Origin of the sequence: Magnetovibrio sp. PR-2, assembly GCF_036689815.1 — a bacterium.
Taxonomy (GTDB): Bacteria; Pseudomonadota; Alphaproteobacteria; order Rhodospirillales; family Magnetovibrionaceae; genus Magnetovibrio.
The window spans coordinates 1-26,478 of the sequence record NZ_JBAHUR010000009.1 but is presented as its reverse complement, the minus strand read 5'-3'; the positions used below and the strand labels follow the sequence as shown (position 1 = coordinate 26,478).

Sequence of the window (26,478 nt, the reverse complement as noted above, 5' to 3'; positions counted from 1 at the left end):
GGCTCCTCAGTATTGGGGTGCCGGGGGGACGCTCTATGAAGAGATAAGCTCCGTCCCTCCGCCGGCATCACCCGGATCAGGTTCAAAGGGTTCGTCTCAGGCTCCTAAACTCGGGGCCGCCCCTCGGATGAGGTGAATCTGGAGAAGCCGAGCCCAAAGGTCAAGCTTTGCTTTATGAAGCCGCCCATAAAATTGTCATCACATGAGGTTTTAAGTGTTGTTACGGCACAATTTATGGTAGCCATTCCGTGGACTGGATAAGTATGGAGCGAGCAATGAGCAATCCCGAAACCACAACAGAACAGACTGAAAAACCAACGACTTCTTGGCGTCCATGGATCATCCTCGGCGCGCTCGGCGGCGGTGTGGTGATGGTGTTCTTTGCGGTGGTGATGTACTCCATGGCGTCGAACATGGCGAAAATGACTCAAGTGATCGTCGGCATGGGCGGGAATATGCAAAGCATGGCGGGCGATATGCACTCCATGCGCAAGACCATGAAGCACTTGGACGGCAGCGTTGATGAGATGACGGCGGAGATGTCGCGCATTGAGCAACTGATGGCCGCAGACATGGACGCCATGCGCATCTCCATGCAAACCATGACCGGCGACATCCGCAACATGTCGGTACACATCTCGTCCATGAACGGCCAGATGGGCCAAATGACCTACGACATCCACCGCGGCCAAAGCTCGTTCACGTCACCGTGGGGGTACGTGGATAATCTGATGCGGCCGCAGTATTGAGAGAAATTGAATTATGGAATTAAATGAAGCATTAGAAATACTTTCGGGTTATTGCCGCTCAACATGTGAGTTGGTGGATAATGATTACGTTTTCACCTTCGAAAACAGAAGGTTTGAGGACGCTTGTTTGACCTTAAATAAAGAGTATTTACGGTCTCTTTTGGAAGGCTTGGAACATTTTACTCAATATGATGAGACCTCGCTTCATAATGACAATAATTATGAGGTTATCGTAAGGGAGGAAACATCTTTCCCTATTCGAAGGCTTAGAGATGATTGCATTCGATTTACAAATGAAGAAGAACACGTGACGTATGAATTGTCACCAGCCTCAGATCGGTACTTGCTCTGGTTGCTCGGCGAGATGTCAAAGAAGCTTTCTCCTAGGACTATGCGCTCAGGGCCCTTTCCTGGAGGCAGACTAGAAAGGGTTCTTGATGAAGGCGATAAAGTTTCCCCATTCGATTTCATACGGCTAACTTCTTTCCGCTTCTTATCACTAAAAATTTCTTCTGATAGGAGCGTCACAGCATCCAGGTTTTCGAAACTTACTCACTCAGTCCTATTTCATATAGGGTATAACTTAGATATTGCTCTTGTTCCTCAGCGGTTGCTGGAAGAGATTATGAGGCGTGGTCGTATCAGTAGAATGAGAAGGTCACGTATTGAAGAGCTAGACCCTCCAAAAAGAATCTATAATGAGACACTTGTTCAGCATTACTTGCTGGCAGTCTCAACAGATAATCCTGTAATCGAATATCTCTCTTATTATCACGTGCTTGAGCACTTTTTTGAAACGGTATTTAACGAGGATCTAGTTGAAAAAGTTCGAGAAAACATCACGAGCCCAGGTTTTTCTTACAAGAGGAAATCTGATATTGCTGCTCTGATCAAAAAGATTAATAAATCTCTTCAAATAAAAAGGGATAGTATAAGTTTTAGTGAATCTGAAGCTCTAAAATTATGTTTGATGAAGTATGTTGATGTTGATGATTTGATTGTGAAGTTAAACGATTATGATGAAGGTTTGATTGAGTACTATTCTGAAAAATCAGTCCCCTTTTCTGGCGGGAAAGTAGTGGATTTAGAGCTGGATGATGAAGATGCTATATATAAAAGTTTGTCTAAAAGGATATATTCAACAAGAAATGCTTTAGTTCATAGTAAAGATGGAGATATGGGAAAATACACTCCATTTAGTGATGATCGTGAGCTTATCAAAGAAGTTCCATTGATGAGGTTTATCTCGGAAATGGTTGTTGTTGAAGAATCTTCTATTTAAAGCCTTCATTGGATTTACACATCACACACACAAAGAACCCATCCGTCCCATGCTCGGCCGGGGTGAGGCGGAGGTCGTCTGTCTTCATTTCTGGACACGGGACTTTCTTGATGGTTTCGGCCCAGGCTTGCTGGATGGGGATGCGTTGGAAGTTTGGGTGGTTGTTTAAAAATGCTTCGACCGGTTGTTCGTTTTCATCCGCCAGCAGCGAGCAGGTGGCGTAGATCAGGCGGCCGCCGGGTTTTACCATGGGGGCTGCGTTGGTCAGGATATTGATTTGCGTGATGAGCAGCTCTTCCAAGCGCCCTTTGGTCAGGCGGCGTTTTTGTTCGGGGTGGCGGCGCCAGGTACCGGAGCCGGAGCACGGGGCGTCGATCAACACGCGGTCGAAATCGCCCAGTTGTTCTGTGCCGTCCAGCGTAATACGTTTCACCTTGTCCATGAGCTTGGCGCGTTTGAGGCGTTGGGTCATGCGGTCCAGGCGGGCGGCTTCGATGTCGGTGGCGACCAACTCGCCGGTGGACATGCCGTCCGTCAGCCCCATGCGATCCGCAATCGCCAAAGTCTTGCCGCCTGCACCGGCACAGTAGTCCAGTACACGCATGTTCGACTTGGCTCCGACCAACAGCGCCAACAGTTGCGAGCCTTCGTCTTGGACTTCGACAAAGCCCTTGCGAAAGGCTTGTGTGCGTCCGACGTCGGTGTGGGCGTGCAGGCGCAGGCCCATGGGTGAGAACGGCGTGAGTTCGGTTTGAATGCCGCCTTTGGCCAAAGCCTTCAGGGCTTGGTCGCGCGATACGCGTCCTAACGCGACCCGCAGGTCCATGGGCGCAGGCTCGTTGAGGGCAGCCATTTCATCTTCGAACGCATCGCCGAGCACAGGCTTGAGTTTGTCGCTGAGCCATTCGGCCAGTTCGGCCTGCACATGGTCGGGCTGGGCCGGGTCGTCCAAGGATTTTCCCGCGAGGCGTTCGGCCAAGGCACGCTCAATGTCTGTGAGTGCGGTGGGGCCATGTTTGGAGCCGTCGAAGTTAGCCTCGGCGTCCCCGCCTTCCAGTACGATGGCGGCCAGCACGCGGTTGCGCGCAGACGTCTCGGCCTCGCCCAAGTGCCAGTCTAAACGGTTGAGAGAACGCAAGACGCTATAGACCCGCTCTCGAATGGCGCGGCGGTCTTTCGCGCCGACAAACCGACGCGCTTGAAACCACGCGCGCACAATGTCGTCCGCCGGACGGCGTTCATCGGCAATTTTGCCCAACAGATAAATGGCAGCTTCGGTTCGTGCGGCAGGGAGCATAATCGTTCCTTATTGTGCACAAGCCCGGCGCCCACCGCGAAGCGGCAGAGCCGCGTGCGGCATTAAAAAAGTGGGGCTTAGGAAGCTTTAGCTTCCAGACCTATAGTTCGGCGCTTCGCGCGTAATGGTGACATCGTGCACATGGCTTTCACGTAAGCCCGCACCGGTGATGCGGCGGAAGATGGCGCGTTCTTGCATGTTGTCGATGGTGCGCGATCCCGTATAGCCCATAGACGCTTTCAATCCGCCGACCATTTGGTGGATGACCGGACCCACGGGCCCTTTGTAAGCCACGCGGCCTTCGATGCCTTCGGGGACCAGCTTTTGGTTGTCGGACACGTCGCCTTGGAAATAGCGGTCTTTGGAGCCCTTCGCCATGGCGCCCATGGAGCCCATGCCGCGGTACGATTTGTAAGAACGGCCTTGGTACAAGAACACTTCGCCCGGGCTTTCGTCGGTGCCTGCGAAGATGGAGCCCATCATGCACGCGTTGGCACCCGCCGCGATGGCTTTGGCGATGTCGCCGGAATACTTAATGCCGCCGTCGGCCACCAAAGGCGTGCCGGTCTTTTTGCAAACTTCAGCGGTTTCCAAAACGGCTGACAATTGCGGAACGCCCACACCTGCGACCATGCGCGTGGTGCAGATGGTGCCCGGTCCGATGCCGACTTTCACGACGTCCGCGCCCGCTGCGATCAAGGCTTCGGCGGCTTCGCCCGTGGCGATGTTGCCGGCCATGATTTGCACTTCGTTGGATTGGGCTTTGATTTCGCGAACCGCGTCGGCCACACCCTTGGAGTGACCGTGGGCCGTGTCGATAACCAAAAGATCGACGCCCGCAGCGACCAGAGCTTCGGCGCGCTCAATTCCGGCGGGACCAACGCCGGTGGCCGCCGCAACGCGCAGACGGCCTTGGTCGTCTTTACACGCGTTGGGGTGTTCTTGAGCCTTTTGAATATCGTTCACCGTGATCAGGCCAATGCAACGGCCGCTTTCATCGACCACCACCAGCTTTTCGATACGATTTTGGTGAAGCAAGCGCATGGCTTCGTCACGATCAACCCCCAACGGCGCGGTGACGACTTCTTTGGTCATCAACTCGCCGACTTTTTGGGACGGGTCGCGGGCAAAGCGCACATCACGGTTGGTGATGATGCCGACCAACTTTTGAGAACCCTCTTCGACCACCGGAATACCGGAAAAACCAAACTGGTCTTTCAGCGCCATGACTTCGGCCAGGGTCGCTTCCGGCGTGATGGTGACGGGGTTGGCAACCATGCCCGCTTCGAACTTTTTGACCTTGAGCACTTCGGCCGCCTGTTCTTCCACATCCAGGTTTTTGTGAACCACACCCATGCCGCCCATTTGCGCCATGGTGATGGCCATTTTGCCTTCGGTCACTGTGTCCATGGCGGCGGACAGCAACGGGATTCCCAAAGTGATGGTTTTGGTGAGCTGCGTACGCGTGTCCACCTCGGCGGGTAAAACGTCGGATTCCCGCGGGGTTAGCAGTACGTCATCGAATGTGAGAGCTTCTTGGATGGACATGCCACCTCCTGGTCCAGAGTTGGCGCGTAATCATACAGATAAGTGCCCGCTTGCCAAGCCGTTTTGATACGGAAAACCGCGATTTTTAGACGTTCTAAATGGGGCGCCGCTCAACCCCGGAATTCCGCCATTGTCTGGCCGTATTTTTCACACTATATCATGGATCACAACGAACCGCGCACACGCTTAAAAATAGACAAGATCGGAAGCCCGCATGACTGTGAAATCTTTGAAGAAAACCCTCGCCACGTTGATTGTGGCTGTGATGGGGGGCTTCTCGGCTTCGGCTCTGGCTGCGGACGGCCCGGCGTTGGAAGTCAACGATTTAAAAGTCGGCGACGGTAAAGAAGCCCAGGTCTTTTCCGAAGTGCACGTGCACTACACGGGCTGGACGCTGGACGGCAACAAGTTCGATTCCAGCTTGGATCGCGGCACACCGTTCACTTTCACGCTGGGTGAAGGTCGCGTCATTCCGGGTTGGGAGTTAGGCGTGCAAGGCATGAAAGTCGGTGGCAAGCGCGAACTGATCATCCCGCCGGAACTGGGCTACGGCAAGCGCGGCGCTGGCGATGCGATCCCGCCGAACGCGACGTTGAAATTCCACGTGGAACTGTTGGACGTTGTCGGTCCGAACTTCACCAACATTGACAATGGCGAGCTTAAAGAGATGCTGTCGCGCGGCGTGCCGATTGTTGACATTCGCCGCAAAGACGAATGGAAAAAGACCGGTGTGGTTGAAGGCTCCAAACTCATTACGGCGTTTGACGCCCGGGCCAAATTCAACAAGGCGTTCGTGCCGCAATTCCAAGAGGTTGCTGGCTTAGGTGATGAAGTCATCGTGATCTGCCGCACCGGCAGTCGCACGTCATTTCTGTCTAAAGCACTGGCCGACCAGCTGGGCTACGAAAAGATCTACAACGTCACCGACGGCATTACAAAGTGGATCAAAGACGGCAACCCCGTGGTTAAAGCACAAATTCCGGAAGGCTAAGCATGAGCGGTTGGGGCTGTTCTTACGAGCTGCGTGGGCGTTGTAAACGCGTCTCCATGAAATCCGTCATTGGGGAAGTTGAGGACGAGGACGGCAACACCATGCCTGTCTGCGATCCCGGCATGAAGGGCTGCATCCTCTTTGGACGCTTTCGTTTCAGCACGGATGAGAAGAATAAGAAGCCGAAGACCGCCCAAGATTAACCCCGTCACTTTACACTTCGACGACGAGGTCCTCGCTTTTTTCAACTGAACTGCTAAAGTTGAATAAGGGGCGCTCTTTCATTAGTATGACAATACGTGCTTTTGAGATTGATCGTGGGATCAGATGATTGAAAACATTAAAAATCTGACTGAGGTCTTGGACCTGGTTGATAATCCAGTCGTGATCACAAATTCGGACAACCGTATCGAATTTGTGAACGATGCGTTCACGGACTTAACCGGTTTCACGAACGATGACATGTTGGGTCAAAATCCGAACGTATTGAGTTCGGGGCAGCACGATCAACAGTTTTACCAAGACCTCTGGACCACGCTTGACCAAGACGGACGTTGGCAAGGGCGGATTATCAATCGTAAAAAGGACGGTGAGATTTTTGCGCGCCAATTGGTGATCTCGGCCATTGGCGGTGAGCAGTCCGAAGGGGCCAGATATGTCGCAGTTTATCCACTGCGCGGTGAGGAGCTTGAAGGCGTCGAGCAAAAAGGCTTGGCGTCGCTTACCAATTTACCCAGTCGTGATTTCTTTTTCGACCGCTTGTCTCAAGCCTTAGCCCGCGCAAGACGCGACAAATTATCGACCGTTCTTTTGGTGCTCAACATTGACCGGTTTAAGCAGGTCAACACATTGCTGGGGTATGAAGCGGGTGACGTGATCTTGTCGCAGGTGGCTGAGCGCATCACCGGGTGCGTGCGCGACACCGACACCGTTGCACGCCTGGGCGGGGATGAATTTGCCGTCATTTTGGTTGGCATGAGAGATGAACTCACCATCCGCAAAATTGTCGACAAGGTACAAAAGGCGCTGGCTATTCCCTTCACCTACGACGGGACGGAAGTGCGTTTGTCCATCAGCATTGGGGTGTCGGCTTTCCCCACCTCAGCGTTCTCCGAAGAGTTAACAAAAGAGCTCAGTAATGTGGAAGAAAGCTTGTTGTCGCATGCTGATAGTGCGCTTGAGGAAGCCAAAAAGCAGGGCCAGGGTTCCGTCGAATACCATTGCAAGGAAGTCAGCGACCTTGTGACGAACCGCGTGAAAATTGAAAGCGATCTGTACAAAGCGCTCGAAAATGACGAGTTGATGCTGAACTACCAGCCCATCATCGACCTGCTCACAGAAAATGTCGTGGGCGCAGAGGCCTTGTTGCGTTGGCAACATATCGATCGGGGCTGGATTCCGCCTGCGGAGTTTATTCCGATTGCAGAGGACACGGATCTTATCTTAAGCATCGGCGATTGGACCATCCGCAAAGCGCTTATGGATTTGAAGGTTTGGCAAGATATTGGACTGCCGCCGCTTAGGGTTTCGGTCAATCTCTCCCCCAGCCAATGCGTCAAAGGCGATTGCGCAAAATCGGTTCAAGAGATTGTGGAAGAGCACAAAGCCTTAGCCAACACACTTCGTCTTGAGATCACCGAAGGTCTGATGATGGAAAACACGCAGATGGTGCATGAAAAATTGGAAGGGATTAAAAAGCTCGGCGTGTCCATGGCCATTGACGATTTTGGTACGGGCTATTCGTCTTTGAGCTATCTGACCCGCATGCCCGTCGACACGATTAAGATCGACAAAGCCTTTATCGACAACATGGAAAACAATTCCGCCGACGCGGTGTTGGTGGACGCCATCACCAGTATGGCGCACAAGCTCAACTTTAAGGTCGTTGCCGAAGGCGCAGAGACAGCCTCGCAAGTGAGCTTCTTATCCCAAGTCGGGTGTGATTTTGTCCAGGGCTATTTCTACAGTAAGCCCTTACCGTCCGATGAATTCGTGGAATTTTGCCGTCGCCAAAACGGTGATGACAAGATCCGTTGCGAGCAGATCAGCTATCACATTTAGCCGTTGTCTGTAGGACGGCCCTTAAAGCCGATCGCCACCACATACATCTCAGCCGAGTCGGAACGCGATGCATCGGGCTTGGCGTGTTTCACCGTTTTGAAATGCTTTTTCATGGTGTTGAGCAAATCGCCTTCGCCACCGCCTTGCAAAACTTTAGACAAGAACAGCCCGCCCGGCGTGAGCACTTCCAAGGCAAATTCCAGCGCGACTTCGGTGAGCCCGATAATGCGTAAGTGGTCGGTGGCTTTGTGACCCGTGGCCCAGGCGGCCATGTCGCTCATCACCACATCGGCTTCACCGCCCAATGCATCTTTGAGCATGTCGGGGGCATCGTCATCGGTGAAGTCTTTTTCAAACAAGGTGACGTTGGGCAGGGGCTCCATCTCCAGCAAATCAATGCCGACGATTTTGCCTTTGTGGCCGTTTTTGCCTTTCAGCACGACGTCGGCAGCAACTTGGCACCAGCCACCGGGGGCTGCGCCCAAATCCACAATGCGTGCGCCGGATTTTAAGACGTGAAACTTCTCATTGAGTTGCAGCAGCTTGAACGCCGCGCGCGAACGATAGCCTTTGCGTTTGGCTTCGACCACATAAGGGTCGTTCAATTGGCGTTCCAACCACAGTTTGGATGAATACTTGCGTCCGCGTGCGGTTTTGACTTTTTCGTGCTTCATGCGCACTTTGCCTTCGCCGTCACTTTGGCGGCGTTTGGAACCTTTGAAGCCTTTGGGCGGCTTAACCATGCTAGTCTCCGTCCCGGCTGGTGAAGCTATAGCCGTCTTCGTTCATTAGGTTCAGCAAGATGCCTTCGCGAATGCCGCGGTCGGCAACGACCAGCGAGCCCACCGGCCAGCGGCGGCAGACCGCGTCTAACACGGCACAGCCCGCCATGATCAGATCGGATCGGCGCGGCCCGATGCAGGGATGTTGCAAGCGCTGCTCGGCGTCTAGGTTGCCCAAATACGTTACCACATCGCAGATGTCGCCAAAGCCGAGGCTCAACCCATCCACGCGGGAGCGGTCGTAGCGGCTGAGTTGAAGATGAAGCGCACCTAACGTCGTCACTGTTCCCGATGTGCCTAACATCTGCACGCGGTCTTCGGCGACGGCTTTGGAAATGCCATTGCGTTGATCAAAGGCTTCGAGATTGCGCGCGATCAAGTCGACGATCTCTTCATAAGATTCGCCCGCGTTGGTGCGCCCGTCGAAATCTTCGGTCAAGGTCACCACGCCGTGGGGCAGGGAAATGACATCGCGGGTTTGCGGTCCATTTTTGTGTGTGGCGTCAATCCACACCACTTCGGTCGAACCTCCGCCGATGTCGAACACCAAGGCATGCGGGCGGGCTTGATCCAACAAGGGCGCGCAACCTCTTAAGGTCAGTTCCGCTTCTTCTTGAGGGCTGATGGCTTCTAAGTCCAGGCAGGCTTCTTCTTTGACGCGGGCCAAGAATTCATCCCCGTTTTCCGCTCGGCGACAGGCTTCAGTAGCAACCGAGCGCACGCGTCTGGCCCCGGACGAGCGGATTTTGGCGTGGCAGACTTTCAAAGCATTCACGGTGCGCTTGATGGCCTCTTCTTGCAGGCGGCCTTCGCTGGCGACGCCTTCGCCCAGGCGGACGATACGTGAAAAGCTATCGACCACACGGAAATTGTTTTTGTGTGGGCGTGCGACCAGCATGCGACAGTTGTTTGTCCCCAAATCGATGGCGGCATAGGCCGTCGCCGGGTTCGTGAACAACTCGCTCTTGTTGATGGCGGACTGAGGGCGGGGAGGCGTCATATTCTAAAGAGTCCATATCTCGCGCATGGTTTTCATTTTCCCACAATAGCGCACGCCTCTCTTGAGTGCAAAGGGACAAACGGCGCAATGCATCACTTGGCGCAGTCAAGCTTGGCCGAGGGGTTTTGCAGATCCATCATGAGCGGGTGAGACAATGCTGTGCTCAGCTCGTCAGCCAACGTGCGTTGCAGCGCCAGCAGACTGGTTTTCAGCCCTTCACCCTCGGCTTCTGTGACGGTTTCAAGGCTGTTCAGGGTTTCGGCTGCGTCTTGTAACATGTACAGACTGGCCACAGCGTCAACGGCACGTTGGGCTTTTGCGCCGATGTTTAACGTTGCTGCAGAAACGCGAAGTGCACGTGTCAGTGCCGGGCTACCTGATACGTTTGAGGCATCGCCGATGCTGTCTTTGACAAAGTGAAGCAGGTCCAAGGTTGCTTGTTCCCGCTCTTCTAAGGAACGCGCTGCAGCGGCGCTGATGGCGAGGTCTAAGTTGGCGAGCTTTAACGAAAGATCCCGAAGTTTGCTTTTGGAAGCGCGCAGTGTGTCGAGCAGCGTTTCAAAATCTTGGATGGAGCGAAATGTCTTTGCCCCTTTAAGCTCGTCATAAACGCCGAGCAAGCCGCTGGATGCTAAATCCAAGGCTGCTTCGCGCAAATGGGCTTGTTCGTCTTTAAAGACGATATTGAGGCGTGCAAATGTGCGTTGACGTTCGGGCAGCTGCGCGGTGATGGCGTTCAGGGCATCTTCGACCCCTTGCAGTTTTTGCGCGATGGAACGGACATAAACAAGATGTTCACTGGTCGCCCGGGACAGTTCGCCGTCGCAGCGATTTTCGTGTGCAAGAGCTTGCGTGCGAAACCCGTCAAGTCTGCTCAGTGTGCGTTGCCCCTTCGTCGCGCGCCCGACCAGTCGGACACTGGACGGCACGGGTGGTTGTGTGAGCAAACGTCTGTGATTTGGCGTGACCTTTGTTTGCACCGCAGGCTCAAAGGGTTTTGGCGTCACAACGTCAAACGTGCTGAGGTCCACCACAGAGGCGTCAATGGGAATGTTCACGCGTTGGGCGCCGGGAAATACGGGGCCGGACGGACCTATAGGAGGCACTTTAAAATCGATGCCGCCGGGTGCGATTAGGCTGACTTTGACGCGTTTCGGGGACCAAATCAGTGTGACGAACCCTTCCAACGTTTCTGGCAGGTCGAGCCGCGTGCGACCCTTTGGGGGCAGTTTAAACCCAGGGTCCAAGCTTTTGATCCAGCGTGCCGCCACAGCCAACTTAGCCGCTTCACGCAATTCGTGGAGAGGGGAGAACTCTTTGGCCAGGTCCGCATACAGGCGCGTGAGGTAACGTGAATAGCCATCGTCATAACGTTCCGCTTGGCTGCTGATGGCGCGCGCAACATTGATGCGCATTTCGGTTTTGCCAAATTGCAGCGCGGAATTGTCGCGATTGCGCTGGACCTGCATGCGTCCGGGCTCGATCCACAGCCGGTTGGACGTATCCGTGACGGCGCCCGGACGGGCTTCGCCGAATTCGTATTCGGTTTTGTATCCGCTGACGTGATCGGACAATACCGGCATATGTACGATGGCTTTGGCGATATAGTCGGCTTCGACAAACAAGCGGGCAAGTTCTGACGTCGGGTCCAAGCCGACAAAGCGGGGGGTGACTTCGGGTGTGAAATCCAACGACGGGTCCAAAATCGAAATCGGCATTGAGATGTGATCGTTTTTATAAAGTGCCGTGCGCAGGGCTGTTGCGACCATAGGCGCGGCCAAGCGGTTCATTTCCCCGATCACGGTATCAATGACACCCAAAGCATCGCCGGTGCGCTGGTATTCAGTTTCCCAAACGCTGAGCAATGCATTGCGGGGCAGCTCCATAGCGTCTTCCATGCCCAAAACCAAGGCACGCATCCAATCCGCCATCATGTCCGCTTTGGACATGTCGCCTGCGGTGTAGCGGGCTTTGTTGGTTTCAAAAACTTGGTTGGAATTGGTCGCGTACATGATCGACTGCATGGCGAGTTCGCCCGCAGGCGTGCTTTGGTTGCGCACGAATTCGCCGACCGCTTGGATCACGTTTGCAGCCTTGGGCTTGTTCCCGGCCCGCATGATCCGCTCAATAATGTCGTAGCGCGTCATGTGCGCCCAGGAATCTCCCGCATATCCATCCAGGGTGACGGGTATTGCCGTGTCGGGATTGTAACCATCCATATGAAATTGGATCTGCGCACCTTCGCCCGCAAAACGAACGAAACGCGTGAGTGTCGCAGGAAGGAAAGGCTGCTGTGCGAGGCCACCGTTGCGGCTGACGTGGTGGATGGTTTGGCCGACGCGCAAGCCTGCACGATCCGCCGCCGAGCCGGGTGTGATGGATGTGATCTCCAACACCCCCAGTTCTTTCATACGGGTCTCTGCCCCCAGTGCGCCTGCCGTTCGGCCATGGTCGAAGGCCTTTACGCCGAAGACGGGCAGAAAGACACGACCCTTGTGTGTGACATTTCCGTTGTCATCCATCAAACGTCCAGAGCCCACCAGTCGGGCCATGTTTTCAGCATTGTCCATGCGATCGAAAAAGGCGGCAATGCGGCTTTCAAATTCGCGCGTCCAGTCCAAAGACACTTGCGGCTCAGGCTGCTCCAACAGTGTGGCAAGGTGTTGCAGATAAGGAATGCGCGGACCGCCTAAGCTCGGATCGAAGTGTCCGCCAAGGGTGAGCTGCCCTGTGTGGAGGTCATAGGCCATATTGTCCAACACATTAAAGCCGATGTCTTGTTCCGCTCCGTAAAAACCCGTGCCTTGGGCGCGGGGAACATGGACGTGTTGGTTCGTTTTGTTCGGTTGTAAGCGAAGGGGCGCGCGCGGTGTCGTGGGTGCATGGGGCGTAGCTTGAGGCCCGACGCTCTCCAGCTCCATTGACTGTTCAGGGGACTGTTCGGGAATTTGGGCCGTCGTTTCTTGGTGTCGCTCAATTGTGACTTCGATAAATCCTGAATTGTCGAACATGATCGCGTCCGGGTCGTTCATGCGCAAAAACAAGGTGCCGTCTTGTTCAATCGAAAGGGGCTGGGCATCTGAGACGACAAACGGTTGACCGTCCTTACCGACTTTGGCGATGAGAGCGCCGATGGGCGCGTCGGGGTGGGGGAAGGCATTGGCGAAAATGGCCTTCATGCACATCAAAGTTTCGGTTTTGAGCCCGCCCGCATCCGTGTTTCCACAAAATGGACCGGCTGACCATGTGCCTTGTGTCGCAATTGTGTAACGTTCGCCGGCTTTGACGTTTACGGCGCTGTCACGCCATGGGCCTGTGGCGGCAATGTCCAGCGCCCGCGATTGACCTGAGTTCAGGCTTGTCAAGGTGAGGGGAGCATATTGGTGGGTGGCTTGGCATGCTGTGAGGGCCGATACAAGCAATGATGCCAAAACAATAAAAACTGGTCGATATATGCGCACTTACGGTCCTCATCCGTCTCAAGATCATAAGAGTGTAACTCATTTGGGTAATGTAATAGGCAAATAAGTGATATTTCTTGAACTTGAGTGTCGGTTTCCCATTGAAACGACGGATTTCGGTTCACATCTAAGTGTGGGATGCGTAGACTCTCGGTTGAGTGGCCAGATAAATATTTCGACCTTTGTTTTTGTAATTTCGGGAGGAACTCCATGAAGAATGTAATGAAAGCCAGTGCTCTGTTGGGCGCTATGGGTATGCTGGCCGCTTGTGCCAGCTCCTACGACGTTGAAGGCGTTAAGATGATGTCTGATCAGGGCGATGCGTATGCTTCAGCCTTGCACAAACGCTATAGTGAACGTGCGGTATTTGAAAAAGAAGAAGGTGACTGGCAGTCCGTGGCCTTCTTTAACGACAACGCGAAAATGGCTGCTATGGGTCAAGCGCCGATGTTGCAAGACCCGAGCGCACGCGCTTTGAAAGCCGATATGGACGGCATCAAAATGGGCCACGCAAGTCTGACGAAAGCTTTGGGCACCAATGCTCCGCAAGTGAACTCAGATGCATGTGCCCGCGCACAAACGTTCCTTGAACATTGGATGGAACAATCCGAAGAAGGCCACCAGCCCGATCACATCGCAGCTGCGAAAACCAGCTTTGAAACGGCACTGCCTGATTGTGTCGGCGAAAAACCGGTGATGGCTAAGCCTGAACTCAAGCCGTTGATCGTTTACTTCGCATTCGACAGCGCAGAAGTTTCCAGCGGCGCAATGTCACAAGTGAAAGTGGCTGTAGAAGCAGCGAAAAAAGCTGGCGTCAAACAAGCCACCGTGATTGGCCATACCGACACCTCCGGCAACGCGGACTACAACATGATGTTGTCCCAAAAACGCGCAGAAGCGGTTGCGAAGGCTTTGATGGTTCAAGGCATCGGGACGCAAATTTCCAGCTCCCATGCGGGTGAGACCAGCCCGATGGAAGCCACGGATGACGGCGTGAAGAGCCGCCTCAACCGTCGTGTGGAAGTCGTGTTCAAATAAGTTCCCGGCAACACCAAATGCAAAAGGGAGAGCTTCGGCTCTCCCTTTTTTTGTGCATGCACCGCTCTGTAAAACATGTGAGGTGACCGCAAATAGGAAATAATTCTTGACTTTGTTTGCGTTATGTTTTATCTTTTGTTTCATGGTGCTTCTGTTGGGCTTAGTCGTGAGCTTTGAATGGCAGACGGAGCAGCCCGGTATTGTGTTGGCACGCTAGGCATTTTCTTTCTGACGGTCTGAGACCGCAGACGCACCTCCCGTTTTTGTTAACCCCGGTATGCTCCGGAACCGCGCTTTAGGGCGTGAGTGTTTCTGCATGCTCTTAATATAGGATTTTAATCCATGCCAAAATGTGTCCAACTCAAATCATCCCTGGCAGCGAATGCCGCTGCCGATCCTGCCGACGTTTTATCAGCCAAACTGACCTTGCAAGAGCTGGGGCTTTACGAAGCCCCCGACTGGGGCGTGACAGACGTGCCCGACCGGGCGTTGTTTGATGCCATCAAAACCTTTCAAAAGGGCACGGGGCTCAAAAACGACGGTGTGATGAAGCCGGGTGGAGAAACCGAAACGTCACTGAAGACCGCCGCCGAGTTGGTGCGCCGTCATGGGCGGCACGGCGACACCATCTTGGCTCACATCACCCCCGCAGAGGCCGAGCTGCTTCACCGCGTCACCGACGGCGGGTCCATCAACCCAGACACCGGCCTGCCGGAGTTCTTCATTGGCTCGGCGTTAGGTGCCATGGCCACCAGCTTTATGGGCCCAGGGGTGGGCTCTTTTGTCGGCAATGTTGGCGGACAGATGATCGGCAACTACGCCGCACAGAAAATCAGCAAGAAGGTCGGTGGTCCCGTGGGGCAAATCCTCGGCGGCACGGTTGGTGGCTTCTTGGGTAACGGGTCCTACACCGACATCAGCGGCGGCTTGAAAAATGCCTTCACCGGGGCGGTGGGGAATTACGCTGCTGGTAAAGTCAGTGACACCATAGGTGGGCCGTTGGGCTCGACCTTAGGCAATGCTTTGGGCTCGTCTTTGCAAAGCGGCCTGTCCGATACCATTGACGCCATGGGCCCGCAAACAAGCGGCCAAACCGGAGGCATCAGCGGCGCACTTTCGGATCAATTTGCGACGAAGGACACGACGTCGTTTCGCACACCGGGCTTTAACGGCCAAGCCGATGGTGGCGCTGGCCGGAGCACGCCAAAGCGCACACAACCCAACAACGCGTTGGGCACACCGCGACAAACGTCTTCCCTCAGCAACGCATCGCTGGCACCCAAGGTTCCCAAATCCAAAACCAACCCGGTGTTGCAAGGCCCGGAGGGTCCCATGCAAGACCCGTTGACGGGCAGATACCTGCGCGTCAATGATTTTAAGCCGCTCAAACAACCGAAACCAAAGCGACAGATCTCCACCTTCTCCGACGCCACGCGCCAACGTGTGAAGTCTGCCCAAGCGGCAGCAAACAAACCGTCGCGCGTGCAAGAAGTCTGGTCCGGCCCCATGGCCCCCAAAGCCCAAACAAAAGAGCTTTCAAACACCCGCCCACNACCTTAGGCAATGCTTTGGGCTCGTCTTTGCAAAGCGGCCTGTCCGATACCATTGACGCCATGGGCCCGCAAACAAGCGGCCAAACCGGAGGCATCAGCGGCGCACTTTCGGATCAATTTGCGACGAAGGACACGACGTCGTTTCGCACACCGGGCTTTAACGGCCAAGCCGATGGTGGCGCTGGCCGGAGCACGCCAAAGCGCACACAACCCAACAACGCGTTGGGCACACCGCGACAAACGTCTTCCCTCAGCAACGCATCGCTGGCACCCAAGGTTCCCAAATCCAAAACCAACCCGGTGTTGCAAGGCCCGGAGGGTCCCATGCAAGACCCGTTGACGGGCAGATACCTGCGCGTCAATGATTTTAAGCCGCTCAAACAACCGAAACCAAAGCGACAGATCTCCACCTTCTCCGACGCCACGCGCCAACGTGTGAAGTCTGCCCAAGCGGCAGCAAACAAACCGTCGCGCGTGCAAGAAGTCTGGTCCGGCCCCATGGCCCCCAAAGCCCAAACAAAAGAGCTTTCAAACACCCGCCCACACGTCGCCCGCGCCCAAAACACCAAGCACGCCCAAACCATGGAGCTCAGTGCAGCAAAAGCCGAGCCCCGCGTTCAAGAAGTCTGGTCGGGACCAAAGGCGCACCTGAATAAGCCGAAAGACACCCAAGACATGTTCCGCGCGGCTCAGGACAAGTACCAAAACAAGTTGCACACCCACAATGCTAGCGCATCGCCTGCACCCAAAAAAGGGCGCACCTTAAATGCGCAAGAACGCAAGCGTGCGCGTGGGGGCAATCGAGAGGTTCTTGATTCTCAGTCGGCCTCCTCTGGCGCACATAACGACAGTTACATGACGGATGATGAACGTAAAATTTCGCGTTCCGGGTCTGCCCAAGCAAAGGTTCAGCGTGAACGCGATGCCATCAAGAAGTGGGAAAATGAATTACGGGTCGTGCGCGGAAGTGATGAAAAGAGCACTGTTGCGCTGGGGCAAAAGCTCCATGCTTTGGCACAATCGGATCCGGACTTGATCAACTCCATGCCGGAAGAATTGCAACTTTTCCAAAAGGGATACAGCGATGCCCGGTACAGCAATTATATGTGGAAAGAGGCCCCCGACCCATCGTCACCTTCCTATGAAGCGGACATGCGTAAATATACAAAATGGGTTGAGCGTCGCGAGCGTGATGCTGTGTATAAAGGCCAACGCAAAGCCTCATCCGTCTTTCATGGCAATGCGTTCAAAGTTCCCATTGCCGAGAAAGGAAAGCAAATTGTGTCTGGGGTGAAAGCGACCATGGGTCAACCCTTAAGCCCCAACACCACGCGCAACATCAACAAGAAATTGGACCACCTGTCACCGCCCGATGCTTATAAAGACATGCCCGGTGTCGCCTTGCATCGTCGCTTTGGTAAAGGTCTAGCCTATGTCGCTGGTGATTTGATTGCTGCACCATTTACCGAAGCGGGGAAAACGGCGGAACGTGTCGCTTTGGATGGCGGATCGCGCCAACAGCAAATCAAACATGCGCGCGCCCGTGGTGCATTCTCCTTCGCCACGACACCATTGAGCCGTGTTGGCGGCGGCAAAGTCGCGAATTGGGCGGGGCCGCGTGTGCGCTCTTGGTTGGGGGATGGCGTAAAAAGGGAAGGGCGCGATCTTCTCGCCACAGGTGCACGGAACTTGGCCGAAACGGGTGTGGATGCTGGGGCCAATATGGCTTTGGATGTGGCGGTTGAGCGCAAAAGGAGAAAAGATAAGTCTCGCAATCAACCACAGTAACTATTTTAAATCGTCACATGCTGTGATGTCCTCATCAAAAATAAGGATACGGATAAAATTGCAGACGATGTCCTGGGTGCGCAAATCCGGGACATCGTCTTCATACCCGAACATCCATAGGCTCACAGCAGCATTTTTATTTCCAGCCTTAGCAGCTTTGTTCATCCAATACCGATAAACTTCGCCTTCGGTTTCGTCATTAGCCGCCAGATTAACCATAGCGTAAATAAGACCATCATTGGCTGCCTCCAGAAGCCAATGATGCATCTTGTCTTCATCTAGTTTTCTACCTTCTCCAAAATAGTAACAGTTACTCAAGCTGTACATTGACTTGGCCAATCCCGCCTGGGCGGCCTTTTCGTACCAATCGCAGGCCCTTCTCGGGTCTTTGGACGTGGTCAAACCATTCTCATACATGTAACCCATGGCATGCATGGCCATGGGCTCCCCAGCTTCGGCCAAAGGTAGCAAAATCGGCTTGGCGGCTTGGTAGTCCTTGTCAAAGTACAACGCCAAGCCACGCTCAAACGGCGTGGAGGGAAGTGTTGACGAACTGTCTTCAACACACCCACCGACAAGGCTGCAGCACAAAAGCAGTCCAAGAAGTTTTGAACAGAAATCCATCATGGCGTGAGTATAGCCTTGGGTTTAACTGTTGAAAAGAGATATGGACCAGTGCCGCCCAAGGGGCATCAGCGAATACCCCGACCGCGACCTCTTTGACGCCATCAAAGACTTTCAATCCAAACAAGGCCTAAAGGTCGACGGCGTCATCAATGCCGAGGGTGAAACCGTTAAAGCCATGGCCCAGCACTTGCAATCCAAGGGCCGCAACGGCGACACCATCTTGGCTCACATCACCCCGCAGAGGCCGAGCTGCTTCACCGCGTCACCGACGGCGGCTCCATCAACCCTGAAACGGGTCTGCCGGAGTTTTTCATCGGCTCCGCTCTCGGCGCCATGGCTGGCAGTTTCTTCGGCCCTGTTGCCGGGTCGGCTGTGGGTAGTCTTGCGGGGAAATACGTCGGCGATTATGCCTCGCGCAAGATCAGCGAAAAGGTTGGTGGTCCCGTGGGGCAAATCCTCGGCGGCACGGTTGGTGGATTTTTGGGCAACGGGTCTTACACCGACATCAGCGGCGGCTTGAAAAATGCCTTCACCGGGGCGGTGGGGAATTACGCAGCAGGAAAAGTCAGTGACACCATAGGCGGGCCGTTGGGCTCGACCTTAGGCAATGCTTTGGGCTCGTCTTTGCAAAGCGGCCTGTCCGACACCATTGACGCCATGGGGCCGCAAAGCAAGGGCTCAACTGGTGGGATCAGCGACGTGTTTTCGGATCAATTTGCGACGAAGGATACGACGTCGTTTCGCACGCCGGGCATCAACGGCCAAGCCGCTGGTGGAGTTGCCCGGAGCACGCCAAAGCGCACGCAACCCAACAACGCGCTGGGCACACCGCGACAAACGTCCTCCCTCAGTAACGCCTCGCTGGCACTCAAGGTTCCCAAATCCAAAACCAACCCGGTGTTGCAAGGCCCGGAGGGTCCCATGCAAGACCCGTTGACGGGCAGATACCTGCGCGTCAACGATTTTAAGACGATCAAACAACTGAAACCAAAGCGACAGATCTCCACCTTCTCCGACGCCACGCGCCAACGTGTGAAGTCTGCCCAAGCGGCCGCAAACAAACCGTCGCGCGTGCAAGAAGTCTGGTCCGGCCCCAAAGCCCCCAAAGCCCAAACAAAGGAGATTTCAACCCCCCCCTCACACATCACCCGCCAACACATCACCCGCACCCAAAACACCAAGCACGCCCAAACCATGGAGCTCAGTGGAGCAAAAGCCGAGCCCCGTGTTCAAGAAGTCTGGTCGGGTCCAAGGGCACACCTGAATAAGCCGAAAGATACCCAAGACACGTTCCGCGCCGCGCAGGACAAATATCAAAACAAGTTGCACACTCACAATGCCAGCGCATCGCCTGCGCCCAAAGAAGGGCGCACCTTAAATGCGCAAGAACGCAAGCGTGCGCGCGGAGGAAATCGAGAGGTTCTTGATTCTCAGTCGGCCTCCTCTGGCGCACATAACGACAGTTACATGACGGATGAAGAACGTAAAATTGCGCGTTCCGGGTCTGCCCAAGCAAAGGTTCAGCGTGAACGCGATGCCATCAAGAAGTGGGAAAATGAATTACGGGTCGTGCGCGGAAGTGATGAAAAGAGCACTGTTGCGCTGGGGCAAAAGCTCCATGCTTTGGCACAATCGGATCCGGACTTGATCAACTCCATGCCGGAAGAATTGCAACTTTTCCAAAAGGGATACAGCGATGCCCGGTACAGCAATTATATGTGGAAAGAGGCCCCCGACCCATCGTCACCTTCCTATGAAGCGGACATGCGTAAATATACAAAATGGGTTGAGCGTCGCGAGCGTGATGCTGTGTATAAAGGCCAACGCAAAGCCTCATCCGTCTTTCATGGCAATGCGTTCAAAGTTCCCATTGCCGAGAAAGGAAAGCAAATTGTGTCTGGGGTGAAAGCGACCATGGGTCAACCCTTGAGCCCCAACACCACGCGCAACATCAACAAGAAATTGGACCACTTGTCACCGCCCGATGCTTATAAAGACATGCCCGGTGTCGCCTTGCATCGTCGCTTTGGTAAAGGTCTAGCCTATGTCGCTGGTGATTTGATTGCCGCACCATTTACCGAAGCGGGGAAAACGGCGGAACGTGTCGCTTTGGATGGCGGATCGCGCCAACAGCAAATCAAACATGCGCGCGCCCGTGGTGCATTCTCCTTCGCCACGACACCATTGAGCCGTGTTGGCGGCGGCAAAGTCGCGAATTGGGCGGGGCCGCGTGTGCGCTCTTGGTTGGGGGATGGCGTAAAAAGGGAAGGGCGCGATCTTCTCGCCACAGGTGCACGGAATGTGACCGAAACTGCGGTAGATACTGGTGCCAATATGGCTTTGGATGTGGCGGTTGAGCGTAAAAGGAGAAATCGTAAAACATGGCCTGGAGATCAATAATCAGATTAGGTCGTCACAAGCATCAATATCTTCTCCGAACAGGGTAATTCTGATGAAATTGCAAACGATGTCCTGGCTGCGTAAACCTGGGACATCGTTTTCATACCCAAAGAACCACAGATCAACAGCGGCGAATTTACTTCCAGCCTGTACGGCCCTGTTCATCCAAAACCGATATGTTTCACCTTCAGTTTCGTCCATACCGGCAAGGTTAATCATTGAACGTATGTGTCCATGATTGGCTGCTTTCAAAAGCCAGTGATGCAGCTGTTCGTCGTCTGGTTTTCGACCTTTACCAAAATGATAGCATCTAGCCAAGCTATACATAGACTTGGCCAAGTCCGCCTGGGCGGCCTTTTCATACCAGTCGCAGGCTTGGCTCGGGTCTTTGGGCATGGTCAAACCGAAGTCATGCATGTAGCCGATGGCATGCATCGCCATGGGCTCCCCGGCTTCGGCCAACGGTAGCAAAATCGGTTTGGCGGCTTGGTAGTCCTTGTCAAAGTACAACGCCAAACCACGCTCCAGCGGCGTGGAGGGAAGTGTTGACGAACTGTCTTCAACACACCCACCGACAAGGCTGCAGCACAAAAGCAGTCCAAGAAGTTTTGAGCGAAAATCCATCATGGCGTGAGTATAGCCTTGGGTTAAACCGTTGAAAAGAGGTATGGAACTGTGCCGCCCAAGGGGCATCAGCGAACAGGCACCGGGGTCAGAGTAAATTGATTTTGTATATCCCTGCCGCGTCACCGACGGCGGCTCCATCAATCCCGAAACGGGTCTGCCGGAGTTTTTCATCGGCTCTGCTCTCGGCGCCATGGCTGGCAGTTTCTTCGGCCCTGTTGCCGGGTCGGCGGTGGGTAGTCTTGCGGGGAAATACGTTGGCGATTATGCCTCGCGCAAGATTAGCGAAAAGGTTGGCGGTCCCGTGGGTCAAATCCTCGGTGGCACCGTTGGGGGGTTTTTGGGCAACGGGTCTTACACCGACATCGGCGGCGGCTTGAAAAATGCCTTCACCGGGGCGGTGGGGAATTACGCAGCTGGAAAAGTCAGTGACACCATAGGCGGGCCGTTGGGCTCGACCTTAGGCAATGCTTTGGGCTCGTCTTTGCAAAGCGGCCTGTCCGACACCATTGACGCCATGGGCCCGAAAACAAGCGGGCAAACCGGAGGCATCAGCGGCGCACTTTCGGATCAATTTGCGACCAAGGACACGACGTCGTTTCGCACGCCGGGCTTTAACGGTCAAGCCGCTGGTAGCGCTGGCCGGAGCACGCCAAAGCGCACGCAACCCAACAACGCGTTGGGCACACCGCGCCAAACGTCCTCCCTCAACAACGCCTCGCTGGCACCCAAGGTTCCCAAATCCAAAACCAACCCGGTGTTACAAGGCCCGGAGGGTCCCATGCAAGACCCGCTGACGGGCCGATACCTGCGCGTCAACGATTTTAAACCGCTCAAACAACCGAAACCAAAGCGACAGATATCCACCTTCTCCGACGCCACGCGCCAACGTGTGAAGTCTGCCCAAGCGGCCGCAAACAAACCGTCGCGCGTGCAAGAAGTCTGGTCCGGCCCCAAAGCCCCCAAAGCTCAAACAAAGGAAATTTCAAACACCCCCCGCCCACATGTCTACCGTGCCCAAAACACCAAGCACGCCCAGAGCATGGAACTCAAAGCCCCAAAAGCCGAGCCCCGTGTTCAAGAAGTCTGGTCGGGTCCGAAGGCACATCTGAATAAGCCGAAACCACAACCGGGCGTATCCGCCGAAACATCTTCTGCCAACGCGCGCACGGCAGGGTCGGTGGTTAAAACGACGGACTTCTCCAGTATGAAGCCTTACATTGACGACACCCTCGCAACAGGTGGTGAGCAAGGTAAAGCCAACACGCAAGACCTTCTCAACCAAATTGAACAACGCCACCCCGGTCATGGCGAAAAGGTGTTCAAAGCGTTGGAGTTGGATAAAGCAGGGCTACAAAACCCGGCTCAGTCAAAAACGGATTCCGAATTCGACGCCCCGCGCCAGGATGAACATGGGCAGTGGTGGGATGCCAACGACAACCGGATTGAAAATCCTAATGTTGACCCGAATGTTCGGCACGTTTCTGATCCAACAAAAAGTTATGACCCAACGCGGGGGACGCTGCTCAACAAGCTCGTGAAAGGAGACTACAGCGATCCAAACCAAATGCGTTCAGAAATCGACAAGGTCTATGGCAAAGGCTCTGATGAAGCCAAATACTTAAACGATGCCCTGAATCAACAAGACCCTAAGCGCCGGGTTCAAATGTTAGGTGAACGCTACCACGACCTCACCCAAGGCCCCATCAGCCCATCCGAGCAAGGCGTCCTATTTGGCGCAGAAGGCGCGGGCGTGCGGGGGGCAAAAGATGTGGGCCCCCTTCACAAGGGGAACAAGTCGCGAGATGATGGCCTGTTTCACAAAAAGTCCCCTGCTAAAACCAAAGTTGAGGCTTATCAAAACAGTGAACAGTACCGACGCGATCTCAAAGATCGCAAAGAATACCTCAAAAAAAACGAGGTGCGCAGCACACCTTATGGTATATATAAGAGGTTGCCTGAGGTAAAGGATTTGAAGAGTGCTAAAGGAGGGAGGCTTGACTTGCGCACGAATGGGTTGAAAGGCAGTGAGAAACGGTATTATGACTGGGACCCTAACCATGGTGGCGAAATGGAACGCTATCGCATGCAAGGAAGACAGCTGATTCACGACGGTGTCGTGGACCCTGTGACGGGCGAGCTCATTAAGCCCGCGAAACCGAAACGAAAGATCGATCTGGTATATGACTTTCATTCTGACGGACAAAGATACGTGTGAAGAAATGCAGGCGGCGTTGGCAAACCCCAACGTCGCCCTCTTCTATGGCCCGGTGGAGCGCGTGTTTGGAATACCGTTCATCCAGCCCGGTGACGTCCCGCGCGAAGTCATGGCAAAGCCGCTGGCCGAGGGGGTTTTACCCTATGGTGGCGAAGGCTTTTGCCCTTGGACTGGGGAAGCTTTGCCGATTCATTGTTATGATTGGAAGCACTACGCCTATTCAGAGGGATTGATTGAGGAATCGGACTACGACACGATTTCGCCTTTGGACTTGCCAGAGGAATATCATTCTGAGCAATGGTGGATGAACCGGGCCGTGCCCCGGGATGTCGAATATCGTTGGCCGGAGCCGCCTTTGACGAAAATCAGGCCACCTGATGGGCAAACGGATTGGTGGGAGCTTGAGCCGTTTGTTGCTGCGGGAGCAGAATGGACCCCATTTCAAGACCCCGATTGCCCCGGCCAAAGCCGGTGGTCCGACATACCTGCACATCATTGTGAAAGCTGTTGGCCGCTCTGGTTTTGGGCAGGTGGCATGTATGCGTACCTGCCGCATACACGGGAGTTCGGCATCCGGATTATTGATATGGACAAACCTGTTTGTCATCAACCCATCGAAATTGTTCCGGTCAATTACTGCCACCGATGTGGTCACAAGCTTCCGCAGCCCTTGCGGCCGGAATGGGAAAAGCGCATGCGCGCAAAAGGGCTCGACCCTAGCATTCCCCGGAACCCTTTCAGTGTTGCTCTGCCCGATGGTTTGGACGGTGAAAAATGGTGGCGCGTGGCTCAAGACCGCGAACCAGATTGGGCTTATGAATATGTCCCGCCATTCGTTCCGAGCGAAGTCGTAGACGAAGAACCAGATGCCGGAGACTTTTGATCAAAGATATGGTTCGGTGTAGGTGTCAATGGGGTCATAGGTGTCAATGGGGTCAGAGTAAATAGGTGTCAATGGGGTCAGAGTAAATTGATTTATCATATGACCTGTCCGCGTCACCGACGGCGGCTCCATCAATCCCGAAACGGGTCTTCCGGAATTTTTCATCGGGTCCGCTCTCGGCGCCATGGCGGGCAGTTTCTTCGGTCCCGTTGCCGGGTCGGCGGTGGGTAGTCTTGCGGGGAAATATGTCGGCGATTATGCCTCGCGCAAGATCAGCGAAAAGGTTGGTGGCCCCGTGGGGAAAATCCTCGGCGGCACGGTTGGTGGCTTCTTGGGCAACGGGTCCTACACCGACATCAGCGGCGGCTTGAAAAATGCCTTCACCGGGGCGGTGGGGAATTACGCAGCAGGAAAAGTCAGTGACACCATAGGCGGGCCGTTGGGCTCGACCTTAGGAAATGCTTTGGGCTCGTCTTTGCAAAGCGGCCTGTCCGACACCATTGACGCCATGGGGCCGCAAAGCAAGGGCTCAACTGGTGGGATCAGCGACGTGTTTTCGGATCAATTTGCGACGAAGGATACGACGTCGTTTCGCACGCCGGGCATCAACGGCCAAGCCGCTAGTGGCGTTGGTCGGAGCACGCCAAAGCGCACGCAACCCAACAACGCGCTGGGCACACCGCGACAAACGTCCTCCCTCAGTAACGCCTCGCTGGCACTCAAGGTTCCCAAATCCAAAACCAACCCGGTGTTGCAAGGCCCGGAGGGTCCCATGCAAGACCCGTTGACGGGCAGATACCTGCGCGTCAACGATTTTAAGACGATCAAACAACTGAAACCAAAGCGACAGATCTCCACCTTCTCCGACGCCACGCGCCAACGTGTGAAGTCTGCCCAAGCGGCCGCAAACAAACCGTCGCGCGTGCAAGAAGTCTGGTCCGGCCCCAAGGCGCATCTCAACAAGCCAAAGGCACAACCGCTTTCGGCTGAAAGTGCCTCTGCAGTCGCCCGGGAAGGGGATGCCTTGCTGAAAAAGACGGACGTCACGGATTACAAACCCTATGCCCAAGATGCTTTGAAACACGGTGGTCCACAAGCTGAAGCTGAACTGCAAGAAACCGCAGAATACATGCGCAGCAAAAACCCCGAGTTAGCAGCAAAATATGTGCGCGAGATGGAGCTGCCCGTGGGTCCAGACCCCCTAAAGCCTGAAAGCCTAGAAGGTCCCAGTGTGCAGGTGGCGGATAGCAGTGCAAGTGCGGCAGAGTATCTGAAATCAGGAGAAAAAGGGCCTGAATATCCGTCCTACCAACCGCCGCGTGAAGCCAAAGGGGCAAACCCATTTGAACAACAGAATAAGGAGGACATTGGCGAAGCTTACCGCTTCAAGGTAGCAGAAGGCATTGAAGGGCAAAAACTACCGCCCGCGATGGTTAGCCCGACGAAAACTGGAGCAGTTCGCCCTTTGGATGATCAAGGTAGTGGTGAATACAATGCATCAAGAACACATGGTCGTCATAGGGGAGTAGATTTTATTGCCAAATCAGGTGAGTCAATAAACTCAACAGTTAGCGGTAAAGTCGTTGCCATTGGTACTCCATACCCAGATGGTAAATATAAAATTGTCGATGTTAAAACCCCAGATGGTTACGTTGTTCGCCACTTTTATGTCTCGCCGAGTATCAAAATTGGCGACAAGGTTGTTGCTGGAAAAACCAATATCGGACAAGCGCAAGATATTGCCTCAAAAAAGGGCAATGAGGGCATGGAAAATCATGTTCATGTTGAAGTTCGCGACCTGCAAATGCCGATCTACAACAAATCAGGTTTGCGAAAGTATAAGGATCTCAGACCTAATTTCTTAAATTAATACTTGAAAAGGGGGGGGCAATGATCCCCCCACCATGACCAAGTTTTGATATGCCACTCATTATTTACAGGATAGGCGATATAAGTGTAGTTGCAGCATTCGTCACCAGTTGGTCCAGATGGATTATCAATAAAGCGGCAGTTTGTAATGGAGCAAGTCCCGTCGGTTTCGTTTGGCCGGAAGACAATAAAATCTACAAATCCAGGTTGCCACCAATCTGGTGGGTTTGTAAATTCGCGAATAATGTCTTCATGTTCCATGTCGTCTTGAGTAAGGACAGTTGCTGTATTAATGCGATACTGTACA

Annotated in this window: 19 protein-coding genes, 1 pseudogene and 1 riboswitch; of the genes and pseudogenes, 12 read left to right on the top strand and 8 right to left on the bottom strand. The window is 54.3% G+C overall.

The features are described from left to right. Positions 1–36: 36 nt before the first annotated feature. Positions 37–134: riboswitch (TPP riboswitch) on the bottom strand. Between the two features lie 141 nt (positions 135–275). Beyond that, positions 276–749 (top strand): hypothetical protein, encoded by a 474-nt coding sequence (locus V5T82_RS11725; RefSeq protein WP_332895830.1) that lies wholly within the window; start codon positions 276–278, stop codon positions 747–749. A 13-nt stretch (positions 750–762) separates the two neighbouring features. Further along, the gene (locus V5T82_RS11720) at positions 763–2,031 is read left to right on the top strand and encodes a hypothetical protein (protein WP_332895829.1); all 1,269 of its coding nucleotides are present in this window, start codon (positions 763–765) and stop codon (positions 2,029–2,031) included. Here V5T82_RS11720 and V5T82_RS11715 read toward each other — a convergent pair. Together V5T82_RS11715 and guaB are read right to left on the bottom strand one after the other, a co-directional pair. Continuing rightward, a complete protein-coding gene (locus tag V5T82_RS11715; protein ID WP_332895828.1) occupies positions 2,024–3,328 on the bottom strand; it encodes an RsmB/NOP family class I SAM-dependent RNA methyltransferase in 1,305 nt (434 codons plus the stop codon). The two genes, V5T82_RS11720 and V5T82_RS11715, sit on opposite strands and share 8 nt — an antisense overlap. Before the next feature lie 87 nt (positions 3,329–3,415). Beyond that, on the bottom strand, positions 3,416–4,876 hold the full coding sequence (guaB, locus tag V5T82_RS11710) for an IMP dehydrogenase (RefSeq protein WP_332895827.1): 1,461 nt from the start codon (positions 4,874–4,876) through the stop codon (positions 3,416–3,418). A gap of 214 nt (positions 4,877–5,090) precedes the next feature. On the opposite strand from guaB, the gene V5T82_RS11705 reads away from it, so the two are divergent. The 3 genes from V5T82_RS11705 to V5T82_RS11695 all read left to right on the top strand — a co-directional run bounded on the left by V5T82_RS11705 (position 5,091) and on the right by V5T82_RS11695 (position 7,928). Next, positions 5,091–5,867 (top strand): FKBP-type peptidyl-prolyl cis-trans isomerase, encoded by a 777-nt coding sequence (locus tag V5T82_RS11705; protein WP_332895826.1) that lies wholly within the window; start codon positions 5,091–5,093, stop codon positions 5,865–5,867. A 2-nt stretch (positions 5,868–5,869) separates the two neighbouring features. Then, entirely contained in the window at positions 5,870–6,070 is a 201-nt protein-coding gene (locus V5T82_RS11700; protein ID WP_332895825.1) for a hypothetical protein, read from the top strand. Between the two features lie 124 nt (positions 6,071–6,194). Next, positions 6,195–7,928 (top strand): putative bifunctional diguanylate cyclase/phosphodiesterase, encoded by a 1,734-nt coding sequence (locus V5T82_RS11695; protein ID WP_332895824.1) that lies wholly within the window; start codon positions 6,195–6,197, stop codon positions 7,926–7,928. Here V5T82_RS11695 and V5T82_RS11690 read toward each other — a convergent pair. From V5T82_RS11690 to V5T82_RS11680, 3 genes are all read right to left on the bottom strand, one after another. Continuing rightward, positions 7,925–8,671, bottom strand: a complete 747-nt coding sequence (locus V5T82_RS11690) for an RlmE family RNA methyltransferase (RefSeq protein WP_332895823.1) — start codon at positions 8,669–8,671, stop codon at positions 7,925–7,927. The genes V5T82_RS11695 and V5T82_RS11690 overlap by 4 nt on opposite strands. Before the next feature lies 1 nt (position 8,672). Beyond that, on the bottom strand, positions 8,673–9,710 hold the full coding sequence (locus tag V5T82_RS11685; protein WP_332895822.1) for a Ppx/GppA phosphatase family protein: 1,038 nt from the start codon (positions 9,708–9,710) through the stop codon (positions 8,673–8,675). A gap of 92 nt (positions 9,711–9,802) precedes the next feature. Beyond that, positions 9,803–13,075 (bottom strand): PDZ domain-containing protein, encoded by a 3,273-nt coding sequence (locus V5T82_RS11680; protein WP_332895821.1) that lies wholly within the window; start codon positions 13,073–13,075, stop codon positions 9,803–9,805. A gap of 306 nt (positions 13,076–13,381) precedes the next feature. On the opposite strand from V5T82_RS11680, the gene V5T82_RS11675 reads away from it, so the two are divergent. Both V5T82_RS11675 and V5T82_RS11670 read left to right on the top strand, forming a co-directional pair. Beyond that, positions 13,382–14,209 carry an OmpA family protein gene (locus V5T82_RS11675; RefSeq protein WP_332895820.1) on the top strand — a complete coding sequence of 276 codons (828 nt, stop codon included), beginning with the start codon at positions 13,382–13,384 and terminating at the stop codon, positions 14,207–14,209. A gap of 1,568 nt (positions 14,210–15,777) precedes the next feature. Next, positions 15,778–17,550: a hypothetical protein gene (locus V5T82_RS11670; protein ID WP_332895819.1), complete on the top strand. Its 1,773-nt coding sequence runs from the start codon at positions 15,778–15,780 to the stop codon at positions 17,548–17,550. Here V5T82_RS11670 and V5T82_RS11665 read toward each other — a convergent pair whose 3' ends face one another. Continuing rightward, positions 17,551–18,177 carry a tetratricopeptide repeat protein gene (locus tag V5T82_RS11665; RefSeq protein ID WP_332895818.1) on the bottom strand — a complete coding sequence of 209 codons (627 nt, stop codon included), beginning with the start codon at positions 18,175–18,177 and terminating at the stop codon, positions 17,551–17,553. 40 nt (positions 18,178–18,217) lie between these two features. On the opposite strand from V5T82_RS11665, the pseudogene V5T82_RS18255 reads away from it, so the two are divergent. Both V5T82_RS18255 and V5T82_RS11660 read left to right on the top strand, forming a co-directional pair. After that, positions 18,218–18,295, top strand: a pseudogene (locus V5T82_RS18255) (hypothetical protein); the annotation flags it as partial. A gap of 215 nt (positions 18,296–18,510) precedes the next feature. After that, complete coding sequence (locus V5T82_RS11660) at positions 18,511–20,577, top strand: hypothetical protein (protein WP_332895817.1); 2,067 nt, start codon at positions 18,511–18,513, stop codon at positions 20,575–20,577. Here V5T82_RS11660 and V5T82_RS11655 read toward each other — a convergent pair whose 3' ends face one another. Beyond that, on the bottom strand, positions 20,578–21,396 hold the full coding sequence (locus V5T82_RS11655; RefSeq protein WP_332895816.1) for a tetratricopeptide repeat protein: 819 nt from the start codon (positions 21,394–21,396) through the stop codon (positions 20,578–20,580). It abuts the gene before it with no gap. Between V5T82_RS11655 and V5T82_RS11650 the strand changes: the two genes are divergently transcribed. From V5T82_RS11650 to V5T82_RS11640, 3 genes are all read left to right on the top strand, one after another. Next, a complete protein-coding gene (locus tag V5T82_RS11650; protein ID WP_332895815.1) occupies positions 21,395–23,419 on the top strand; it encodes a colicin E3/pyocin S6 family cytotoxin in 2,025 nt (674 codons plus the stop codon). The two genes, V5T82_RS11655 and V5T82_RS11650, sit on opposite strands and share 2 nt — an antisense overlap. Next, on the top strand, positions 23,385–24,302 hold the full coding sequence (locus V5T82_RS11645; RefSeq protein WP_332895814.1) for a hypothetical protein: 918 nt from the start codon (positions 23,385–23,387) through the stop codon (positions 24,300–24,302). Before V5T82_RS11650 ends, V5T82_RS11645 begins: the two co-directional genes overlap by 35 nt. 184 nt (positions 24,303–24,486) lie before the next feature. Next, the gene (locus V5T82_RS11640; protein WP_332895813.1) at positions 24,487–26,172 is read left to right on the top strand and encodes a M23 family metallopeptidase; all 1,686 of its coding nucleotides are present in this window, start codon (positions 24,487–24,489) and stop codon (positions 26,170–26,172) included. Here the strand turns inward: V5T82_RS11640 and V5T82_RS11635 are convergent. Next, the coding region (locus V5T82_RS11635; protein WP_332895812.1) for a hypothetical protein at positions 26,169–26,478 on the bottom strand (310 nt) is incomplete at its 5' end. The two genes, V5T82_RS11640 and V5T82_RS11635, sit on opposite strands and share 4 nt — an antisense overlap.